17 protein-coding genes are annotated in these 20259 nt (G+C 31.4%); 15 read left to right on the top strand and 2 right to left on the bottom strand.

Annotated features, from left to right (window positions below; genetic code table 11):
* Window positions 1–87: 87 nt before the first annotated feature.
* The 4 genes from AN960_RS02735 to AN960_RS02720 all read left to right on the top strand — a co-directional run bounded on the left by AN960_RS02735 (window position 88) and on the right by AN960_RS02720 (window position 6081).
* Entirely contained in the window at window positions 88–2322 is a 2235-nt protein-coding gene (locus AN960_RS02735; RefSeq protein ID WP_056466448.1) for an ABC transporter ATP-binding protein, read from the top strand.
* Window positions 2319–4193: an ABC transporter ATP-binding protein gene (locus AN960_RS02730; RefSeq protein ID WP_056466444.1), complete on the top strand. Its 1875-nt coding sequence runs from the start codon at window positions 2319–2321 to the stop codon at window positions 4191–4193. Before AN960_RS02735 ends, AN960_RS02730 begins: the two co-directional genes overlap by 4 nt.
* A 127-nt stretch (window positions 4194–4320) precedes the next feature.
* Window positions 4321–4848 (top strand): hypothetical protein, encoded by a 528-nt coding sequence (locus AN960_RS02725; protein ID WP_056466441.1) that lies wholly within the window; start codon window positions 4321–4323, stop codon window positions 4846–4848.
* On the top strand, window positions 4849–6081 hold the full coding sequence (locus tag AN960_RS02720; protein WP_056466438.1) for a DEAD/DEAH box helicase: 1233 nt from the start codon (window positions 4849–4851) through the stop codon (window positions 6079–6081).
* A gap of 39 nt (window positions 6082–6120) precedes the next feature.
* On the opposite strand, the gene AN960_RS02715 is transcribed toward AN960_RS02720, so the two are convergent.
* Complete coding sequence (locus tag AN960_RS02715) at window positions 6121–7065, bottom strand: MBL fold metallo-hydrolase (RefSeq protein ID WP_056466435.1); 945 nt, start codon at window positions 7063–7065, stop codon at window positions 6121–6123.
* A 167-nt stretch (window positions 7066–7232) separates the two neighbouring features.
* Between AN960_RS02715 and AN960_RS02710 the strand changes: the two genes are divergently transcribed.
* Entirely contained in the window at window positions 7233–7715 is a 483-nt protein-coding gene (locus AN960_RS02710; protein WP_056466432.1) for a glutathione peroxidase, read from the top strand.
* 146 nt (window positions 7716–7861) lie between these two features.
* On the opposite strand, the gene AN960_RS02705 is transcribed toward AN960_RS02710, so the two are convergent.
* Entirely contained in the window at window positions 7862–10090 is a 2229-nt protein-coding gene (locus tag AN960_RS02705) for an alpha-galactosidase (RefSeq protein ID WP_056466429.1), read from the bottom strand.
* Window positions 10091–10382: 292 nt separating this feature from the next.
* Between AN960_RS02705 and AN960_RS02700 the strand changes: the two genes are divergently transcribed.
* From AN960_RS02700 to AN960_RS02655, 10 genes are all read left to right on the top strand, one after another.
* On the top strand, window positions 10383–12068 hold the full coding sequence (locus AN960_RS02700; protein WP_056466426.1) for a DUF6044 family protein: 1686 nt from the start codon (window positions 10383–10385) through the stop codon (window positions 12066–12068).
* Window positions 12069–12093: 25 nt separating this feature from the next.
* Entirely contained in the window at window positions 12094–13077 is a 984-nt protein-coding gene (locus AN960_RS02695; RefSeq protein ID WP_056466422.1) for a glycosyltransferase family 2 protein, read from the top strand.
* Window positions 13074–13511: a GtrA family protein gene (locus tag AN960_RS02690; protein WP_056466419.1), complete on the top strand. Its 438-nt coding sequence runs from the start codon at window positions 13074–13076 to the stop codon at window positions 13509–13511. The genes AN960_RS02695 and AN960_RS02690 overlap by 4 nt, the downstream gene beginning before the upstream one ends.
* A gap of 5 nt (window positions 13512–13516) precedes the next feature.
* Window positions 13517–14527 carry a UDP-glucose 4-epimerase GalE gene (gene galE / locus AN960_RS02685; protein ID WP_056466416.1) on the top strand — a complete coding sequence of 337 codons (1011 nt, stop codon included), beginning with the start codon at window positions 13517–13519 and terminating at the stop codon, window positions 14525–14527.
* A gap of 150 nt (window positions 14528–14677) precedes the next feature.
* Window positions 14678–15325, top strand: a complete 648-nt coding sequence (locus AN960_RS02680) for an HD domain-containing protein (protein WP_056466414.1) — start codon at window positions 14678–14680, stop codon at window positions 15323–15325.
* Window positions 15322–17211 carry an ABC-F family ATP-binding cassette domain-containing protein gene (locus AN960_RS02675; RefSeq protein ID WP_056466411.1) on the top strand — a complete coding sequence of 630 codons (1890 nt, stop codon included), beginning with the start codon at window positions 15322–15324 and terminating at the stop codon, window positions 17209–17211. Before AN960_RS02680 ends, AN960_RS02675 begins: the two co-directional genes overlap by 4 nt.
* A 164-nt stretch (window positions 17212–17375) precedes the next feature.
* Window positions 17376–17765, top strand: coding sequence for a single-stranded DNA-binding protein (locus AN960_RS02670; protein WP_056466408.1), 390 nt, complete (start codon window positions 17376–17378; stop codon window positions 17763–17765).
* 55 nt (window positions 17766–17820) lie between these two features.
* Window positions 17821–18975, top strand: a complete 1155-nt coding sequence (locus tag AN960_RS02665; protein WP_056466406.1) for a conserved virulence factor C family protein — start codon at window positions 17821–17823, stop codon at window positions 18973–18975.
* Window positions 18975–19403, top strand: a complete 429-nt coding sequence (locus AN960_RS02660; RefSeq protein ID WP_056466401.1) for a BrxA/BrxB family bacilliredoxin — start codon at window positions 18975–18977, stop codon at window positions 19401–19403. Before AN960_RS02665 ends, AN960_RS02660 begins: the two co-directional genes overlap by 1 nt.
* A 41-nt stretch (window positions 19404–19444) precedes the next feature.
* Window positions 19445–20233, top strand: a complete 789-nt coding sequence (locus AN960_RS02655) for a class I SAM-dependent methyltransferase (protein WP_056466398.1) — start codon at window positions 19445–19447, stop codon at window positions 20231–20233.
* The last annotated feature ends 26 nt before the right edge of the window (window positions 20234–20259 follow it).

Raw genomic sequence — 20259 nt, 5'->3', positions numbered from 1 at the left:
AAAAATTTACTCGCATTTGATGCGAGTTTTTTCAGTATGAGTTAGTGTTTAGGAGCCAAAATACAACAAAATAGGAGAGATGCTCATTTGATCAAGTTAGCTAAGTATTTAAAATCATTTAGTACAAGTATTATTTTAGCTATATTATTTTTATTTGGTCAGGCCATGTGTGATTTGAACTTACCTAACTATATGTCTGAAATAGTAAACAATGGTATACAGCAAAATGGTATATTGCACGTTGCTCCAGATGCAATTAGTCAAAAAGGTATGAAACTAATGACCACCTTTATGACGGATAAAGAAAAAGAAATTGTAATGAATAATTATGATTTAAAATCTACAACTGATAAAAATTCAAAAGGGAAAACATACATAAGTATTTACAAAAAAGCAAATCAGAACATATACGTAAAGAAAAAATTAAATAAGAATGCAGAAAAACAAATTGATCAATCATTTGGTGTATCTACATGGACGTTATTTAATATAATCCAAGAAGAATCTGCTGGAAAAGTCAGTCATGCACAAACTAGCAGTACGCCGCGTTCAAATAAGATTAATGTAACTAAACTATATGAGTTACAACCAATGTTTGATAAACTTTCCAAAAATGTGATAATAAATGCGCATAATAAAGCTATTTCATCGGATAAAACCTTACTAACTCAAAGTGGTATTATGATGACGAAAGCATTTTATACAGATTTAGGCGTTAATTTACACAAATTAGGAAGTCTATATATCGTTAAAATTGGATTGATTATGATTGCGATTGCTTTACTTGGAGGAATAGCTACAGTCTTAGTCAGCTTCTTGTCCTCAAGAATTGCTTCTGGCGTTGCTAGGAATTTACGTAAAGATGTTTTCAAAAAAATTGAAAGCTTTTCTAACAATGAATTTGATAAATTTTCAACGGCATCTCTGATTACAAGATGTACAAATGATGTTATGCAAATTCAAACTCTTTTAATGATGGGGATACGAATGCTCTGTTATGCACCAATAATGGGGATTGGCGGAATCATAATGGCAATCAATAAATCTGCTTCGATGAGTTGGATTATTGCATTAGCTGTGATCGTTCTACTTTCTTTAATTATGATAATCATGACAGTTGCTATTCCAAAGTTTAAATTAATTCAAAAGTTAATAGATAAATTAAATTTAGTTTCAAGAGAAAATTTAATGGGATTGATGGTGATTAGAGCTTTTGGAAATGCTTCACATGAAAAAATGCGATTCCAAGAGGTAAACAGCGAATTAACGAAAACGAATTTATTTGTTAATCGAATCATGACACTGATGATGCCTTCAATGATGTTGATTATGAATGGGTCATCACTTTTAATTATCTGGGTTGGTGCCCATCAAATTGCTAAATCTAATATGCAAGTTGGCGATATGATCGCATTTATGCAATATGCAATGCAAATCATCACAGCATTTTTAATGATTTCAATCATGTTTATCCTTGTTCCTAGAGCTGCTGTTTCTGGTGCACGTATTTCAGAAGTGTTGTCGACTGAAGTAACAATTATCGATCCAAAGTCTCATAAAAACTTCGAAGCGAATAAAAAAGGATTTGTTGAATTTAAAAATGTTTGTTTCCGTTATGAAGGTGCTGAAAATGATGTACTAAATGATATTTCATTTGTTGCAAAGCCAGGACAAACAACTGCTATTATTGGTCCAACTGGTTCGGGGAAAACAACAATTGCAAATTTAATATTACGTTTTTATGATGTTTCCAAAGGAGAAGTCTTAGTTGATGGTGTAGATCTAAGGGAAGTAAAGCAAAAGGATTTACGTACTAAAATAGGGTATGTACCTCAAAAAGGTCTTTTATTAACAGGGACAATTGCTTCTAATTTAAAATACGGAAATAAAAATATTTCTGATGAAGAAATGGAAAGAGTAGCCCAAATCGCTCAGGCTAGTGAATTTATCTCTCAAAAAGAAGGGGAAATTAATGCTGAAATTTCTCAAGGTGGAGATAATGTTTCAGGTGGCCAAAAACAAAGAATTTCGATCGCTCGGGCTTTAGCAAGGAAACCTGAAATTCTTATTTTTGACGATAGTTTCTCTGCGCTTGATTTTAAAACGGATTTTGCTCTAAGAAAAGCGTTAAATGAAGAGATAGAATCGGCGACGATGATCATCATTGCCCAACGCGTAAATACGATCATGAATGCAGAGCATATTGTTGTTTTAGATAACGGTAGGATTGTAGGCCAAGGTACTCATAAAGAACTTCTGAAAAATTGCCCAGAATACTTAGAAATTGCTTCATCGCAGTTATCCAAGGAGGAATTAGCATGAGCAATTCTAATAAAAATACTTTTCAAAATCAGGGTGTTCGTCGTGGTCCTGGTCAAATGTTTGGAAGAAATATTCCAATGGCGCCAGGTCAAAAAGCGAAAGATTTTAAAGGTTCGATGACAAAATTGATGGGGTATTTAGGAGCGCACAAAAAGACGATCATTTTTGTTTTTATACTAGCAATTATTTCAACTGTGTTTACAATACTAGGGCCAAAAATTCTTGGGAAAGCGACAGATGAAATTTTTTCTGGTGTCATGAAACAAATTAGTGGTAGTGGAAAAATTAACTTTGGGAAAATAAGTGTAATTGGTTTATGGTTGATCGGTTTATATTTATTAAGCTCACTTTTTGCATATTTTCAAGGCTATGTAATGAGTGGTGTTACGATGAAGGTAACTTATAAGCTTCGAAGTGATATAAATGATAAAATTCATAAATTACCTTTAAGTTATTTTGATCAAACTAGTCACGGTGAAGTTCTTTCTAGAATAACAAATGATGTTGATACGATTAATCAAACATTAAACCAAAGTTTAACGCAAATAATTACATCGATTACTTCAATTATTGGTATAACAATTATGATGATTTCGATCAGCTGGCAACTCACTTTAGTTGCACTATGCATATTGCCTCTTTCAATGGTATTTGTCATGATGATCGTTAAAAAATCTCAAAAACATTTTATTAACCAGCAAAGATATTTAGGAAAAGTAAATGGACATGTAGAAGAAATGTTAGGAAATCATGTTTTAGTAAAAGCATTTAGTGGTGAAGAAGAATCTACAAGAGCCTTTAGTGAGTATAATGATGAGTTATATAAATCGGCATGGAGAGCAAATTTTCTATCAGGACTTATGATTCCAATTACAGCTTTTATTGGAAACATTGGCTACGTTGCTATTTGTATATTAGGTGGATATTTTACTGCAAATGGATCAATGACAGTCGGAGGAATTCAAGCTTTTATTCAGTATGTTCGTTCATTTACGCAGCCAATTTCACAAATTGCTAATATTTCAAATATACTTCAACAAACTGCAGCTGCAGCAGAAAGAGTATTTGAATTTTTAGAAGAAAAAGAAGAAGTACCTGAAGTAACAAATGCCCTATCAATTAAGCATAATGAAGTTACTAGTGATGTTCGCTTTAATCATGTTGCTTTTGGTTATACACCTGAAAAAATGATAATTCATGATTTTAATTTAGTCGTTAAACCTGGCCAAAAAATTGCAATTGTTGGGCCTACAGGAGCTGGTAAATCAACAATTGTAAATTTAATAATGCGGTTTTATGATGTAAATAGTGGGGAAATCACAATCGGTGGACATAACATAAAGAATTATAAAAGGGATGAACTTAGATCATTATTTGGAATGGTTCTGCAAGATACTTGGCTATTTAATGGTACCATTGCGGATAATATTCGTTTTGGAAGACTAAATGCAACAGATGAGGAAATTAAAAATGCCTCTATTTCTGCTCAATCTGATCACTTTATTAGAGCCCTGCCTGATGGATACAATATGATACTTAACGAAGAAGTGAATAATATATCCCAAGGTCAAAAGCAGCTGATCACGATTGCTCGAGCAATTTTGGCAGATCCTGAAATATTAATTTTAGATGAAGCAACGAGTAGTGTTGATACGAGAACTGAAGCACTCATTCAAAAAGCAATGGACAATTTAATGGTAGGAAGAACAAGTTTTGTGATTGCGCATCGCCTTTCGACTATTCGAAATGCAGATTTGATTCTTTGTATGAAGGATGGCGATATAATTGAACAAGGTACGCATGATGAATTAATGGAAAAAGAAGGTTTCTACGCAAATCTTTATAATAGCCAATTTGAAATAGTTAAATAAAAATTGATCCGATAAAATTTGAATCAAGACGATTTTATCGGATTATTTTTTGTGTGGTTCGTTTAATATGATACATAATAGAAAATAAGCGAACTAAAGGAATCTATAGTTTAAAGGAGTATAAATAATGTTTGATCCGACCGCTTTTGATAATATGAAGGTTGTAATAGAAGGGCTTATATATGATAAAGATCTAGACGGAGAATATGAAATCATCGATCGAAATGACTTTGTTAATCTTTCCAAGATGGATCGATTATTCTCAATTAAATTTAGGAAGCTAAACAAGTCGACTAAGACAACTAGTTGCACATTTTCAATGAATACAACGGCTAGTGATTTATATAATGAATTAATTAATGGAAATACTGAAGTAGGTTGTTATATTGAACTTGAATTTTCCTTTCCTAAACAATTAGAAATCGAAATCATTCAAAGAAGTCTACTTTTATTTCAAAATAAGACAACTGAACAATTCACTCCATTTTATAACATTAAACAGTCTATTTTAGATAAAAATATCATTGAATCGTCAGTAAACATAAAATTTCAAAATAAAATGACCGAAGATGACTTCGATCTAATAGAAGAATTGGTACATAATACAGAAATAATGTTACAATGGTACGATGAGCAAATATTAAAGGAGATTTAAATGGAACATTTTCAATTAGCAGAACAAACAATCTTAAAAATAAAAGCAAATAATATTACGAAATGGACACCAGTTCAAGAGGAAGCAATCCCCGCAATTTTAGAAGGGAACGATGTTATAGCGCAATCTCCGACAGGTACTGGTAAGACTCTTGCATATGTTTTACCATTGATTAATAAGGTTGATGAAAAGGAAGAAAATCCTCAAATTATTATCATGGCTCCAACTCGTGAACTTGTCATGCAAATTTTTCAGGTTGTCCAAGACTATACACAAAATACAAATATAAAGGTTGCTTCAATTGTTGGTGGAGCTGATATAAAACGTCAGATTGAAAAATTAAAACAGAAGCCTAAAATTATCGTTGGTTCACCGGGGCGTATCTCACAATTAATTAAACAAAAAAAATTAAAAATGCATTGTGTTAAGACAATTGTTTTTGATGAAGTAGACGAATTATTAAAAACGGATGATCAAAAAGATTTACCGCAAATTGTCAAAGCAACAATGAAAGATCGCCAACTATTATTCTTATCGGCAACAATCACACCGGCAGCAATGCAGTTTGCAAAAGAAACAAGTTCAAATCTAAAAGAAATTTCGATTGAACAAAGCTTGGAAGGAAATATAGTCCATGGGTTTATTCCTTGTGAAGAAAGAGAGAAGCTAGAATTACTTAGAAGAATTGGTTCTGTTCAAAATATGAAAGCAATCGTATTTAGTAATGATCCATTTAAACTTGAAGGATACGCTTCTAAATTAAACTTTAGAGGAATTAAAACAGCGGTACTGCATTCAAAACTAGGGAAAATGGAAAGAAGCCGAGTTTTAAAAGATCTTCAAATTGGTAAAACTACTTTACTATTTTCTACTGATGTAGCAGCAAGAGGAATTGATTTGCAAGAGTTACCGTACGTTATAACACTTGATGTACCAGAAAAAGTTGAACAATATACTCATCGAAGTGGCCGTGTAGGAAGAATGGGTAAACAAGGTACTGTTATAAACTTGGTAACACCTCGAGAGAAAAAGAATTTATTTAGCTTAAGAGGAACGCAAAAAATGTTTTTTGAACATTTAACCGTTTCACATGGCGAAATACAAAAAATCGAAATGAACGAAAAACAATTGAATGAAAATCAATCAAATGAAAAAAGAACAAAACCAGTTTCGAATCAAAACAAAAAACCTGTTTCGAGCAAAAATAAACCGGTAAAAAAGGGTAAAAAATAATAAAAAACTTCAGCCAAATGGCTGAAGTTTTTTATTTGGTTAATTTTGATCCATAGCCAGTACTAATCCCATAGCTGAAACTTCCAAATCTAATTTAATAATCTGGAAAACCGGATTACTTTCATCTATATTCTTAATTTGAAGATCTTGTTTTACTTCGTTGTATAATACTTCTGACAGAATCCTACTTTTCTCATAAAAAGCTTTTTCCTTATTTTCTTCAATCGTGGTAGCAGTTAGTTTTATAAAACGATCTAAATATAGTTTTAAAGACGCATATACGAAATTTGTATCTCTAGTTAATCCATAATGACCGAAGCAAATAGCATCCGGATTATACTCTTGAATTTTTTTTGATGAACTTAGAGTTGCTTCGTATGAAAATTGATTAGGTGATGTCGATGGTAAAATAAACGTACCGATTTCCTTTTGAAGCTGTGGATAATAAATACCTAAAGTATCTCCTGTATACATAAATTTACTAGAAGAATCGAAAATTGAAATATGATGATTAGCGTGACCTGGAGTATGTAAAAATGTTAGTTTACGATTTTTACCAATAACAAGCTCTTCACTATCGGCTACCTGATAAATTTTAGTAGAGTCAATTGGAAGGATTGGGTTAAATAAACGATCAAAATCATCACCATAAACTTGTTTTGCACTCGCAATTAATTTTGTCGGATCTTCTAAATGCCTAGCTCCCTTTGGATGTACAAAAAGAGTTGCATTTGGACATTTTTCCATTAGCAAGCCAGCGCCACCTGAATGATCTAAATGAATATGTGTTACGATAACATTTTTAATTTTTTCAAATGAAATTTGTAACTCTTTTAAACCTTTTAATAAATACTCATGGGAAGGGCTTGCACTTGTTTCAATGATTGTAATATCTTCATCTAATATAATATAGCTACCCGTTCGTTCCTGAAACGATAAATCATATAAATCAATTAAATATGTATTAAACCCTAAATCTTGCATACACTTACCTCCATTCTTTAGTTAAAAGGTGAAGAAATTAGTTTAATTAAACTATAATTTAAATACTAATAGGTTTGAAGGTTTTTTTCAAAATATAGTAATTAGAATAGACTTTTTGATGGAAAATAATTACTATTAACATTATAAGGAAGAAGGAGGAATGTGAAATGAGTATTTATGATTTTGAAGTAAAAGATAGCAAGGGCGAAGAAGTATCTCTTTCAAATTATAAAGATAAAGTTGTGATTGTTGTAAATACTGCAAGTGCATGTGGATATACTCCTCAATATAAAGATTTACAAGCATTATATGAAGAATATAAAGAAGACGGATTAGAAATTCTTGGTTTTCCATGTAATCAATTTATGAATCAGGAGCCAGGTTCAAATGAAGAAATTCAAAGTTTTTGTGAATTGAATTTTGGTGTAACCTTCCCTGTTTTTGCAAAAATTGATGTAAATGGTGACAAAGCAGATCCACTATTTAAATATTTAAGCTCAAAAGCTCCTGGTATTATGGGGTTAAAATCAATAAAATGGAATTTTACTAAATTTATTATTAATAAAAATGGTGAAGTCATTGAACGATTTGCTCCTCAAACAAATCCTCAAGAGATGAGAGCGACAATTGAGGAATTATTGAAAGCTTAAGAACCTTTTTTAATATTGAATGGTTTTCGACCATATCAAAACGCTTGTGTTTATCGCACATCTGCAAGATTTATTGCACGAAAAGACAAGCGTTTGATTGGTCAATATATCATTTTTATAAGACATTAAGTACTAGTTTCGTTCAATTAATCACAACAAACAAGATGAAAGATGCAAGATTGGAAATCACCTGCTCGTTTTGCAATTTTTTTATTGGCACCATTAAATTCGGGTGGTAAGGGGACTCCATTTTCCATTAATTCGTTTCCATAAAAAGTGCGATTTGTATTGTTTAGTAAATATTTCGTATTTGGATTTAAACCTGTCAGTTTTAAAGTCTGGTACTTCGGTGGATTTGGACTTGCTAATATCTTGTACCAGCCTATAATGGCTTCATTTTTGTTTTTACTTACTACCATCCAAGCTACTTCGTTATCCTTAAAAGGATCAAGTAACCGATAAAAATCTCCGTTCATCATTAATGATCGGTGCTGTTTGTAAAATTGTATTTGCGATTTAATTTCTGTTTTTTCTTGTTTTGTAAGTATCGAAGGATTTAATTCATAACCAAATGTTCCAAAGAATGCGACATTGGCTCTAATTGATAATGGGGTATAACGTAATGTTTGATGATTAGGTGATGCTGATACATGTGATCCGATGCTAGAAATTGGGTATGGTAGTGAGGTACCGTATTGAATTTTTAATCGTTCAATTGGATCTGTATTATCACTAGCCCATGCTTGGGGTGCATAAAACAATAAACCAGGATCAAATCGACCACCACCGCCAGCACATGATTCAAATAACACATTTGGAAAATCACTTACTAGTCGTTCATATAATTCATACACACCTAAAATATACCGATGAAAAAATTCATCTTGTTGATCATTAGCTAACTTCTTAGAATAAGCCTCAGTAATATTTCGATTCATATCCCATTTTATATAGTCCAAATTTGTATTTTTTATAACATCTGCCATTTTTTTATAAATATGATCGACAACTTCCTTTCTCGTGAAATCTAAGACTAGTTGATGCCTTCCTAAAGAAACTTGTCGATTAGGTGTACAAATAATCCAATCAGGATGATTTTTAAATAAATTACTATTTTGACTAACCATTTCAGGCTCAAACCAAAGACCAAATTTTAAACCTAACTCTTTAATTTGATTTGCAAAACTATTTATTCCTTTAGGGAATTTTTCTGTATTTGAATACCAATCGCCTAGAGAGCTAGTTGCATTATTTCTTTTACCAAACCAACCGTCATCTAATACAAATAATTCAATCCCAAGTTGTTTTGCTTCTCTTGCGATTTGAAGTAAGGATTCTTCATTAAAATTGAAATAAGTGGCTTCCCAATTGTTTATTAATATAGGTCGTTCATTATTTTTCCATTTTCCACGAATTAAGTTGTTTCGATATAAATCATGATAAGTTTGACTCATTCCGTTCATTCCTTGATCAGAAAACACCATCACTACTTCAGGGGATTGAAAGTGTTCGTTTTCAGATAATTTCCAGGTAAATCGAAACGGATGTATTCCCATCGTGATTCGAGTCATATCATAATGATCAACTTCAGCTTGAGCAATAAAATTTGAGCTATAAACTAAATTAAAACCAAATACTTCACCATGATTTTCTGTAGTCTCCTTTCTTCTAAAGGCAAGAAATGGGTTATGTTGATGTGAACTTGAGCCTCGCAAACTCGAGATTCCTTGTGTACCCATCACTAACTGACGTTCCTTTATATGTCTCTCTCTAGACCATGCACCACTTAGCTGAATCATCATGAAATCATGGTCAGGAAAATCAATCGTTGCACTCATGAATCTCTCTAAATAAAATGGTTCAATTCCTTGGTTACAAATATATGCACTTCGAGTAATAACTGATAAATCTTTAAATATTGTATAGGAAATGACAAGCACAGCTTTAAGAATTGAGTCTTCAAGAACAATCTGAATTGTTTCAGCATCTTCTTCATTTTCTGTATAAGTGGCAGGTAAACCTTGTAAAATTGGTTTCCCTTTTGTAATTGTAAAATCTTTATAGATAAAGTTAGTAATATGGCTACCGTTTAACTGACGAATACTTAATGCCGGTTCACGATAGTCAGAAGTGCCATATACGGGATATTCCTGTCTAATCGTTTCAAGACTAATTGATCGATCAGCATAATAATAAGAAGTATATGTTGTAGAAGAATTGTCATTTTGGATATGAGTAAAATTTGAATGAATGTCAATTGCTTTTCCAAAATACAAAGACCCAAGTTGACCATTTTTCATGACATAAAATACATAACTAATTCTTCCGTTTGTTAGATGAAACTTTTTTTGTTCGTCATCCACAAAAATCAGCATGATTACACCTCTAGTACATGATTTAATGAATTCTAAAAACTTTATATATTATTAAAGAAATTAATCTAATCAAATTTTTATGCACATAATAAAATGAATATTTTTTACTTATGAAAATAATAAGGCAAATTTAAATGAAATTTTAGTCAAATTTTCATCTGATTTTCAGAAAAGAATTTTAATATTAATAGATATGAGAAAGAGCTAGTAATGATATAACTAAAAAGATAAAGCGAGGGAAATATTAATCAGTAATCAAAAAACAATATATAAACAAAGTGGTGTAATAAATATGAAACTATTTAAGAAACTAAGCCAGGAAAATAAACATTTAGTGATTGCAACAATCTTAATGATCATTTATGTTTCTCCACTTTTCATATTAGGAGAAAATGCTCACATTAGAGTACATGATAATTTAGATTCAAACATTGCATGGTATAAAACACTTAAAAATTCAGGGCAATTATTTGGTAAATTAAATTCTACAATCCCACAGATCATTAATGGATTGCCTAGAAATGCTTATGGAACGGAATTTAGTGGTATTCAGTGGCTAAATAATCTCTTTTCGCCGATGCTAGCTTATTCCATCGGACAGACAATTACTAGATTTTTCGCGTTTTTTGGGATGTATATCCTGTTAAGAAAGCATTTTATAACATCAAAGGAAAATTACCTTATTAGAGTATGGGTCTCACTTGCATTTGCACTAACGCCATTTTGGCCGTCCGGAATGCTAAGTACATTGGGAATGCCACTAGCACTTTGGGCGTTTCTAAATATAAGAATTGGGAAATATTCTTGGAAAGACTGGATTACCCTTATTTTATTACCTTTCTATTCTAGTTTTGTATTAGGATTCTTTTTCTTTTTAGTATTTATGGGATTGCTATGGTTAAGAGATGTATTTGTAAAAAAGAAAATCAATCTAGTGTTCTTTTTAAGTATTTTATTAATGACTTTAATGTATTTAGCAATAGAATATCGCCTTGTATTCTCATTAGTCATTCCATCTGAACCAACAAGTAGAAACGAGTTTGTAAGCTCTACATTGGGTTTTTGGCATACGATTCGATTAGTGTTTAAGAATTATTTTTTAGGACATACACATGTACTAACACTTCACACTCTAGTCATTGTTCCTTTATCTTTTATTGTATTCTGGACTTTAAGAAATAAAAAAAGAGGAATTATAGAAAAAAGGTTTCTATCCTTATTTATTCTTAATTTTTTATTATCCGTTTGGTACGCCTTTTGGTTTTATAAAGGATGGAAGCCAGTAAAAGAACAATTTCAGCTTTTAAATACGTTTAATTTTGCTAGATTTCATTTTTTAAGACCTTTAATAATCTATTTAATGTTTGCTGTTGGAGCCTATCTTCTTTGGTTAAAGGGAAAAGGTTGGCAAAAGTTTGTGAAAATTTGTTTAGTAGTCCAAGTAATCGTAATGTTTTGTGCGAATGACGAGATTGTCTATCGAGTTTCGGGGAAACCATCTTTTAAACAATTTTATGCTGTAAATCAATTTAGTGAAATCTCCAAATATATTGGTAAACCTAAAAATAGTTATCGAGTTGCAAGTATAGGCATTCACCCTGCGATTGCTCAGTACAATGGTTTTTACACACTCGATACATATAATAATTTTTATTCGTTAAAATATAAACACGAATTTAGAAAAATAATTGCACCTGAACTTGAAAAAAGCCCCTTACTTGAAAATTACTTCGATCATTGGGGTGGAAGATGCTATTTATTTGTAGCTGAACTAGGTAAAAATTATGAATTTAAAAAGAACTCGAACGTAAAAATCCATCATTTACAACTAAATATTAACGAATTTAAAAAGTTGGGTGGGGAATATATTTTTGCGGCTGTCCCAATAGAAAATGCTAATAGTAATGGACTTAGATTGATGAAGACTTTTGATGATGTTCATTCAGCATGGCGCATCTATCTATACGAAGTAAAATAACCACTTTATAAGGACGTGATTATATATGATACCTTTATTAACAATTGTTGTACCTTGTTACAATGAGCAGGAAGTTTTTGAAGAAACAGCCTATCAACTCACTTACTTAATTGAAGAATTAATTTATGATTCTCTTATTTCAGATGATAGCAAAATTCTATTTGTAGATGATGGAAGTAAGGATCGAACATGGGAACTAATAGAAAAAGAAAGTATCGATAATTTATTTGTTAAAGGATTAAAGCTTGCTAAAAATGTAGGGCATCAAAACGCACTAATTGCTGGGCTTGAAATTGCTTATAAGCAATCCGATTGTGTAGTTTCAATCGATGCGGATTTACAAGATGATATTAATGTAATACGTAATTTTGTAGAAAAGTATAAAGAGGGTTTTGATATTGTTTATGGCGTAAGAGACAGTAGAGAAACAGATACCTTTTTTAAGCGTTCAACAGCGCTTGGATTCTATCGATTCATGGGGAAAATAGGGATTAATCTAGTTCCTAATCATGCAGATTTCCGATTAATGAGTAAAAGGGCATTAGATGAATTATTCAAATATAAAGAAACTAATTTATTCCTAAGGGGACTAGTTCCTCTTGTAGGGTTTCCATCGACTAATGTCTATTACGATCGAAAAGAAAGGTTTGCAGGAGAATCAAAATACCCATTAAAAAAGATGCTCTCTTTTGCGTTCGACGGGATCACATCATTTAGTATAGCCCCGATTAGATTTGTATCACTGCTTGGATTTTTATCCATCATATTTAGTTTGATAGCAGGTGGCTATGCAATAGTTCAACATATATTAGGAAATACGGTTAGTGGATGGCCATCATTAATGGTCTCAATTTGGTTTGTAGGTGGAGTTCAATTATTGGGAATCGGAATGATCGGTGAGTATATTGGAAAGATTTATCAAGAAGTAAAAAATCGACCTAGATACGCTATTGAAACAAATTTATATACAATGAGCGATTCTGAATTAGTAAATAAGGGGCAAAGATGAATAAGACATTTATCCGTTTTATTGCGGTAGGAATTGCAAATACAGTTGTAGGATTATCATTCATTTATTTATTTCTTCATTTATTTGGTTTGTCTTATTGGATTTCAACATTTATTGGAAATTCCATAGGAGCTTGTGTAAGTTATATTTTAAATCGAAATTTTACATTTAAAAGTCAAGGCTCTGTAAAAAAAAGTATTCCATTGTTTATTATAGTCATTTTAACCTGTTATTTTATAGCATTTAATCTCGGAGCTAAAATAATTGATTACATTTTAAATTTACAGGATTTTATCTCTCTAAATTATAAAAATGACTTAGCTGTTTTATTTAGTTCTGGGTTATATACGGTTTTAAATTACTTTGGTCAAAAATTGCTTGTTTTTAAGAATAAAAATATGACCAAAAAACAACTTAAAAACGAAAGAATGTGATTAAAATGAATATTTTAGTACTTGGCGGAGCTGGATATATAGGATCACATGCAGTATACATGCTGATTGAAAATGGCGTAAATGTAATAACTGTTGATAATTTGCAGACAGGAAATAAAGGAGCGATTCATTCAGAAGCCATTTTTTATAATGGGGATATTCGAGATAAGGAATTTTTAAGATCAGTATTTCAAAATGAAAAGATTGATGGTGTGTTACATTTTGCAGCAAATAGTCTAGTTGGTGAATCAATGGAAAAACCGTTGGAGTATTTTAGCAATAATGTATTTGGCACACATATTCTATTAGAAGTGATGAATGAATTTGATGTTAAAAATATCGTGTTTTCATCTTCCGCTGCTGTATATGGTGAACCTAAAATAGTACCTATCTCAGAAGACTGCATTCCAGATCCAACGAACACTTATGGTGAAACAAAATTAATGATGGAAAAGATGATGAAATGGAGTAGTTTAGCATATGGTATAAATTATGTTTCACTAAGATACTTTAATGTTGCAGGAGCAAAGCCTTCAGCCGAAATTGGAGAAGACCATTCTCCAGAGACTCATTTAATTCCATTGATTTTACAAGTTGCTTTAAATCAAAGGAAAGAGATTTCTATTTTTGGAGATGATTATAATACCCCAGACGGGACGTGTATTAGAGACTATATTCATGTTGAAGACTTGGTGGATGCTCATTTACTAGCACTTAAATACCTTTTTAATGGTGGGAAAAGTGATATTTTTAACCTTGGAAATAATAAGGGGTATTCAGTATTACAAATTGTTGAAGCGGTTCGTCGAATAACTAAGCATCCAATACCATATAAAATCAGTTCTAGACGAGTAGGTGACCCAAGTATTCTAGTTGCTTCTTCAGAGAAAGCTAAAAAAGTTTTAGGCTGGACGGTAAAGTATGAAGACATCGATTTAATCATTAGTGATGCTTGGAAATGGCATAAATCGAATCCTTATGGATTTAAGAATAAATATACTACTCAATATCATTAGAATTCTCTCTATATATAAAATCATAATTTGTAAAAACCTTCACCAAAAGTGAAGGTTTTTTCGTAAATTTAATTCTCACTTAACCTATAAATGTTTTACGTTGATAGAAAAATGATATAATATCACTAGTCGATTTATGGAGGTACGAGTATGAATCAACAGGAAATCATTTTACAAATAGAAAATTATGTTCGAAATCTTCATCAAGGTGATAGCTCTGGACATGACTGGCATCATATTGACCGGGTTAGAAATTTAGCTGTACATATTGCTCAAAAAGAAAATGCAAATCAATTCATCGTAGAATGTGCTGCTTTAGTACACGATGTAATAGATGATAAATTACATGATGATCTTGAAGCTCAGAAAACTCAATTAGAATCAGTTCTAAATGAATTATTAAATAGTATTGAAGAAGTAAACGCAATCATGTACATAATTGAAAATATCTCCTATAAAGGAGGAAATGGGGTTATTCCAACCTCTTTAGAAGGTAAAATTGTACAAGATGCTGATCGCTTAGATGCAATTGGAGCGATCGGTGTTGCTAGAACGTTTGCATACGGAGGTAAAAAAGGTCGTAGTATGTTTAACCCAGAGTTTAAAATAAGAGAAAACATGACGATCGAAGAATATAGAAGTGACAAAAGTTCTTCGTTACATCACTTCTATGAAAAAATATTAAAACTAAAAGACTTAATGAACACAAATTCAGCATTAGAATTGGCAGAGGAAAGACATCAATTTGTAGAAAAATTCATCGATGAATTTATGAAAGAGTGGAATTTTAAAATATGAAGATTTTAAGTGTAGAGAATTTAATTAAAACTTATGGGGAAAAAACTTTATTCGATAAAATTTCATTTACCGTAAGCGAAGGACAGAAAATTGGATTATTAGGTATAAATGGAACTGGTAAATCGAGTTTATTAAAAATTATTGCTGGTGTCGAGTCAGCTGATGATGGAAAAATTACTACTCCAAAGGATTATGTAATAAGTTATTTGCCTCAACATGAAGACTTTGATAAAAACCAAACAATTCTTGAAGCAGTATTTGAGAGTGAAGATAAAGTAATGGTTTTAGTAAAATCATATGAAAAAACTTTACAAGCACTTGGAGAAGATCCATCTAATCAAGGATTACAAAATGAATTACTAAAATTACAAGCTGAAATGGATTCATTAAATGGTTGGGATTTAGAAGCAAATGCTAAGACAATTTTATCGAAATTAGGTTTATCAAATTTAAATTTAGACGTTTCATTACTTTCAGGTGGTCAGAAGAAAAGAGTAGCCTTAGCAAAAGCATTAATACATCCAAGTGATTTATTAATTTTAGATGAGCCTACGAACCATTTGGACTATGAATGTATCGTATTTTTACAAGAATACATAAAAAGACTGCAAAACGCAGTATTATTTGTAACCCATGATCGTTATTTTTTAGATGAAGTTACAACAGCATTATTAGAGCTATCAAATAGTAATATTTATCGATATGAAGGTAATTATCAGTATTATATTGAACAAAGAGCTGCTCGAGAAGAGCAAGAGGCAGCTACTAATGAAAAAAGAAACAATTTATTTAGAAGAGAATTAGCTTGGATGCGTAGAGGAGCAAAAGCTAGAACGACTAAGCAAAAAGCTCGTATTCAACGATTTGATGACCTTTCGGGTAAACTAAACAATCAAGAAAAAGTGGAATTAGAGATGAACTTCCAACAAACTCGTTTAGGTAAAAAAGTTGTTGAGTTTATAAATGTTAATAAGTCTTTTAACGAGAAAAAGATATTAGATAATTTTAACTTACTTTTACTTCAAACTGATCGAATTGGAATAATTGGTGAAAATGGTGCGGGGAAGACAACTTTATTGAAAATGCTAGTTGGAGAAGAACAAGTTGATTCTGGTGAAATTGAAATTGGACAAACGGTTAAGGTAGCATACTATACTCAAATACAAGAAAATGTGAATCCAACTATGAGAATGATTGATTATATTAAGGAAGAAGCAGAAGTCATTCATACTCCAGATGGAAAAACAATTTCAGCTTCACAAATGCTTGAAACGTTCTTATTTCCTACTTCATCGCACGGTGTACAATTAGGAAAACTTTCAGGTGGGGAAAAAAGAAGACTATATTTATTAAGACTTTTAATGACTGCTCCAAATTTATTATTACTCGATGAGCCTACAAATGATCTAGATATTGATACTTTAACGGTTTTAGAAGACTATATTGAGAATTTTAGTGGAGTAGTAGTTACCGTATCACATGATCGTTATTTCTTAGATAAAGTTACAAATAAATTATTAATTTTCGAAGGTGAAGGGAAAATTTCATCTACATTAGAAAGCTATACGGATTATTTAGATCGACAATCTAACGAAAAACGTGAAGTCGAAGTTATAAAAGAGACAATTGAAAAACCAGTTTATCAAAAAGAGCAAAAGAAAAAGCGATTAACTTATCAAGAACAAAAAGAATGGGACAACATTGAATCAGACATCGAAAAGCTGGAGAATGAGATTGAGCAACTAAATGAAAAATTACAAGGTGTAGGCTCTAATTTTGATGAAGCTTATAAACTTTCTAAAGATATTGAAGAAAAAGAAGCTGAGTTAGAACAGAAAATGGAGCGTTGGTCAGTTTTAAGTGATTTAGTTGAAAGTTTAAAGTAGATTATTAATTTTGAGTTTTGGATTATGATGTCATTTTACTACTCAAGTTTTTTTATCTCATAATGAATTTTTAAAAATAAATGTTTATTGAAAATACTATTTTCCTTTTTTTACGAACTTACAATAATTTTGTATTGTAGAAAAAAATAAAGGAGATGGTAATAATGATAAACAATGTTGTACTAGTAGGAAGATTAACGAAAGAGCCCATTTTACAAACTACACCGAATGGTAGGAAAACAACTTTTATTAATATTGCTACGAATGTTTATTCAGATTATCTGAAAAAAACGAGAACGAATTATGTATCAGTAAAATTATGGGGTCCCATTGCTGAATATGCTACTAAAAAAGCAAAAAAAGGGATGGAAGTTTCTATTGAGGGAGTTATAAAAACTTCAAGTTATGTAAAGGAATCTGAAAAACCTATTTATGTGACGGAAATAATAGTTGAGAAATTTCACCTTTTTACTCGTCGATCTGAAGAGTTAACTCACAACGCTGTCGAATCAAGTACAAATGAATTTGAAGAATTTGTTAAGGCGTTACAATAGTGAGTTTTTCCTCTTTTTGATAGAATGGACTAAATAACAAGAAGAGGAGATTAAGATGAAAATTAAGTCAATCGAACCAACACCGAGTCCTAATACAATGAAAGTGTTATTAGATGAGGAATTGCCATCAGGAAGTAGAAATCATTATTCTATTGATAATATTGACAAGGCACCATTAATAATTCAAGAAATATTAGGAATTGAAGGAATCAAAAGTGTCTATCATGTGGCTGATTTTATCGCCATTGATCGTAAGTCAAATGCAAATTGGCAAACCATTTTGCTTCAAGTCAGAAATGTATTCGGTGAAGAAGTAAATGATGAAGCTACTAATGAAACGATAATTGATAATCATTTTGGAGAGGTACAAGTATTTGTTCAAATGTATCATAATATACCAATGCAGTTGAAATTAATTGTAAATGGTGAAGAACAAAGAGCAGCCTTACCTCCATTCTATAAAGAAGCAATTATGAAACTAACAACATCTGCCTCAAATGTTGTATTTGAAAGACAATGGATTGATTATGGAATTCGTTATGGTGAATTATCAACAATTGAGAAAGAAATTATTGATGAATTAACGGCTACTCACACTGAAAACGATATAAAGAATATCGTGAACGAAGTGATGACGAATGATTCTACTAATGTTGAGAAAAAAGAAGTTCCTAAATTTGAACCATTTACTGCAGATATTTTTGAAGAAAAAGATTGGAAAAAAAGGTATGCGAGATTTGTAAAAATCGATCCTACACTTGAAAATTTACCATTATTAGAGATTGCATTAAAAGATGAACATGTTTCAATAAGAAGATTAGCTACAGCTTATTTAGGTATGTTAAAATCAGAATTAGTGTTACCTTATTTATATGAGGCTTTAAAGGATAAGGCAGTGGGTGTAAGACGAATTGCTGGAGATTGTCTATCAGACTTAGGATTTGAAGAAGCAATGCCAGCTATGATTGAAGCATTAAAAGATCCTAGTAAATTAGTTAGATGGCGTGCAGCAATGTTTCTTTTTGAGCTAGGTGATGAAAGTGCAATACCTGCGTTAAAAGCCGCATTAGAAGACCCAGAATTCGAAGTGAAATTACAAGTTCAGCTTGCTTTACATCGAATTGAGAATGGTGAGGAAGCACTAGGTTCAGTTTGGAAACAAATGACTGAGCGTAATAAAATAGAAAATGACAAAGGAGAAACAAACTAATGAATGCATATGATGAGTACATGAAAGGGATCGTAAAACCAATGAGAGAGGAATTAACTTCAAATGGTTTTACAGAATTAACTACTGGGGAAGAAGTCGAGTCATTTATGAATGAATTAAATGATACTGCTTTTTTTGTAATCAATTCAGTTTGTGGTTGTGCTGCTGGACTTGCTAGACCTTCTGCAGTCCAAGCTGTTATTGATTCAGAAAAGAAACCTGCTAATGTTATGACAGTGTTCGCTGGACAAGATAAGGAAGCTACTGCAACGTTAAGAGAATATTTAGCTGACTTCCCACCATCTTCACCATCAATGGCAGTATTTAAAGGTAAAGAGGTAGTTGGCTTTATTCCTCGTGAACAAATCGAAGGTTCAACTCCTGAAGACATTAAAGCAAGAATTCAATCGATATTTGCACAAATGTAAAAAGAGGATTTTTCCTCTTTTTTTCTTAATTAAGGAGACATATGATTATTACAACTTGTTTAAGACCAGATGTTTATTTAGAAAAGGAAGCTGAGAAAATTGCTTCAGACTTAAATGGACAGCTAATTCTCCGAAAGGAATTTAGCATTGAAGAAATCTATGGTCAATTTAAAAAACCTATACTTATATTAGGTAAAAATAGATTAGAATGGTATGAGGATGACGAATCAATTCCGTATTTTTTTCACCCGAATTCCTCAGTTTTTAGAATTAGGCGATTGATGAAGGGTGAACATGATCCTTTTTGTGACGCTTGTTTACTAACAAAAGGTGATTCAATACTAGATTGTACACTTGGAATGGCTTCAGATAGTATTGTTGCAAGCTATGTTGTAGGTGACCAAGGTAAAGTTTTAGGCTTAGAGAAAAACCAAATTATCGCTTACCTTACTAAGAATGGCCTAAAAACAAATAAACAGAACGTTATAGATTGGTCGAATATCATCAACAAAATTGAAGTGAAAAATATAGATTATAAAACTTATTTGAAGACACTTCCAGATCAATCTTTTGATATCGTTTATTTTGATCCGATGTTTGAAAAAAATATTGAAGCCTCTTCGGGTATTGCAGCATTAAAAAATTTAGCTTCATATGATGACCTAACATATGAAGTAATCAATGAAGCAAAGCGAGTTGCCAAAAAAAGGGTAGTGTTGAAAGATCATTTTAGAAGTGAAAGATTTAAAAAATATGGATTTAATCAATTAATTCGCAAATCATCAGAATTTCATTTTGGTTATATTGAAATTAATGCAGAAGATCATTAAGAATTAACAATACATAATTAGGAGGC

Source organism: Bacillus sp. FJAT-25509 (assembly GCF_001420605.1).
Taxonomy (GTDB): Bacteria; Bacillota; Bacilli; order Bacillales; family Bacillaceae_G; genus Gottfriedia.
Note: the sequence above shows the minus strand (reverse complement) of the source record. Positions and strands in the feature narration are given on the sequence as shown.

What these genes read in the sequence shown, in the direction of transcription:
- AN960_RS02730 (WP_056466444.1), top strand. Translation starts at nt 2,319, where the DNA reads ATGAGCAATTCTAATAAAAATACTTTTCAAAATCAGGGTGTTCGTCGT.
- AN960_RS02725 (WP_056466441.1), top strand. Translation starts at nt 4,321, where the DNA reads ATGTTTGATCCGACCGCTTTTGATAATATGAAGGTTGTAATAGAAGGG.
- AN960_RS02720 (WP_056466438.1), top strand. Translation starts at nt 4,849, where the DNA reads ATGGAACATTTTCAATTAGCAGAACAAACAATCTTAAAAATAAAAGCA.
- AN960_RS02715 (WP_056466435.1), bottom strand. Translation starts at nt 7,065, where the DNA reads ATGCAAGATTTAGGGTTTAATACATATTTAATTGATTTATATGATTTA.
- AN960_RS02710 (WP_056466432.1), top strand. Translation starts at nt 7,233, where the DNA reads ATGAGTATTTATGATTTTGAAGTAAAAGATAGCAAGGGCGAAGAAGTA.
- AN960_RS02705 (WP_056466429.1), bottom strand. Translation starts at nt 10,090, where the DNA reads ATGCTGATTTTTGTGGATGACGAACAAAAAAAGTTTCATCTAACAAAC.
- AN960_RS02700 (WP_056466426.1), top strand. Translation starts at nt 10,383, where the DNA reads ATGAAACTATTTAAGAAACTAAGCCAGGAAAATAAACATTTAGTGATT.
- AN960_RS02695 (WP_056466422.1), top strand. Translation starts at nt 12,094, where the DNA reads ATGATACCTTTATTAACAATTGTTGTACCTTGTTACAATGAGCAGGAA.
- AN960_RS02690 (WP_056466419.1), top strand. Translation starts at nt 13,074, where the DNA reads ATGAATAAGACATTTATCCGTTTTATTGCGGTAGGAATTGCAAATACA.
- galE (WP_056466416.1), top strand. Translation starts at nt 13,517, where the DNA reads ATGAATATTTTAGTACTTGGCGGAGCTGGATATATAGGATCACATGCA.
- AN960_RS02680 (WP_056466414.1), top strand. Translation starts at nt 14,678, where the DNA reads ATGAATCAACAGGAAATCATTTTACAAATAGAAAATTATGTTCGAAAT.
- AN960_RS02675 (WP_056466411.1), top strand. Translation starts at nt 15,322, where the DNA reads ATGAAGATTTTAAGTGTAGAGAATTTAATTAAAACTTATGGGGAAAAA.
- AN960_RS02670 (WP_056466408.1), top strand. Translation starts at nt 17,376, where the DNA reads ATGATAAACAATGTTGTACTAGTAGGAAGATTAACGAAAGAGCCCATT.
- AN960_RS02665 (WP_056466406.1), top strand. Translation starts at nt 17,821, where the DNA reads ATGAAAATTAAGTCAATCGAACCAACACCGAGTCCTAATACAATGAAA.
- AN960_RS02660 (WP_056466401.1), top strand. Translation starts at nt 18,975, where the DNA reads ATGAATGCATATGATGAGTACATGAAAGGGATCGTAAAACCAATGAGA.
- AN960_RS02655 (WP_056466398.1), top strand. Translation starts at nt 19,445, where the DNA reads ATGATTATTACAACTTGTTTAAGACCAGATGTTTATTTAGAAAAGGAA.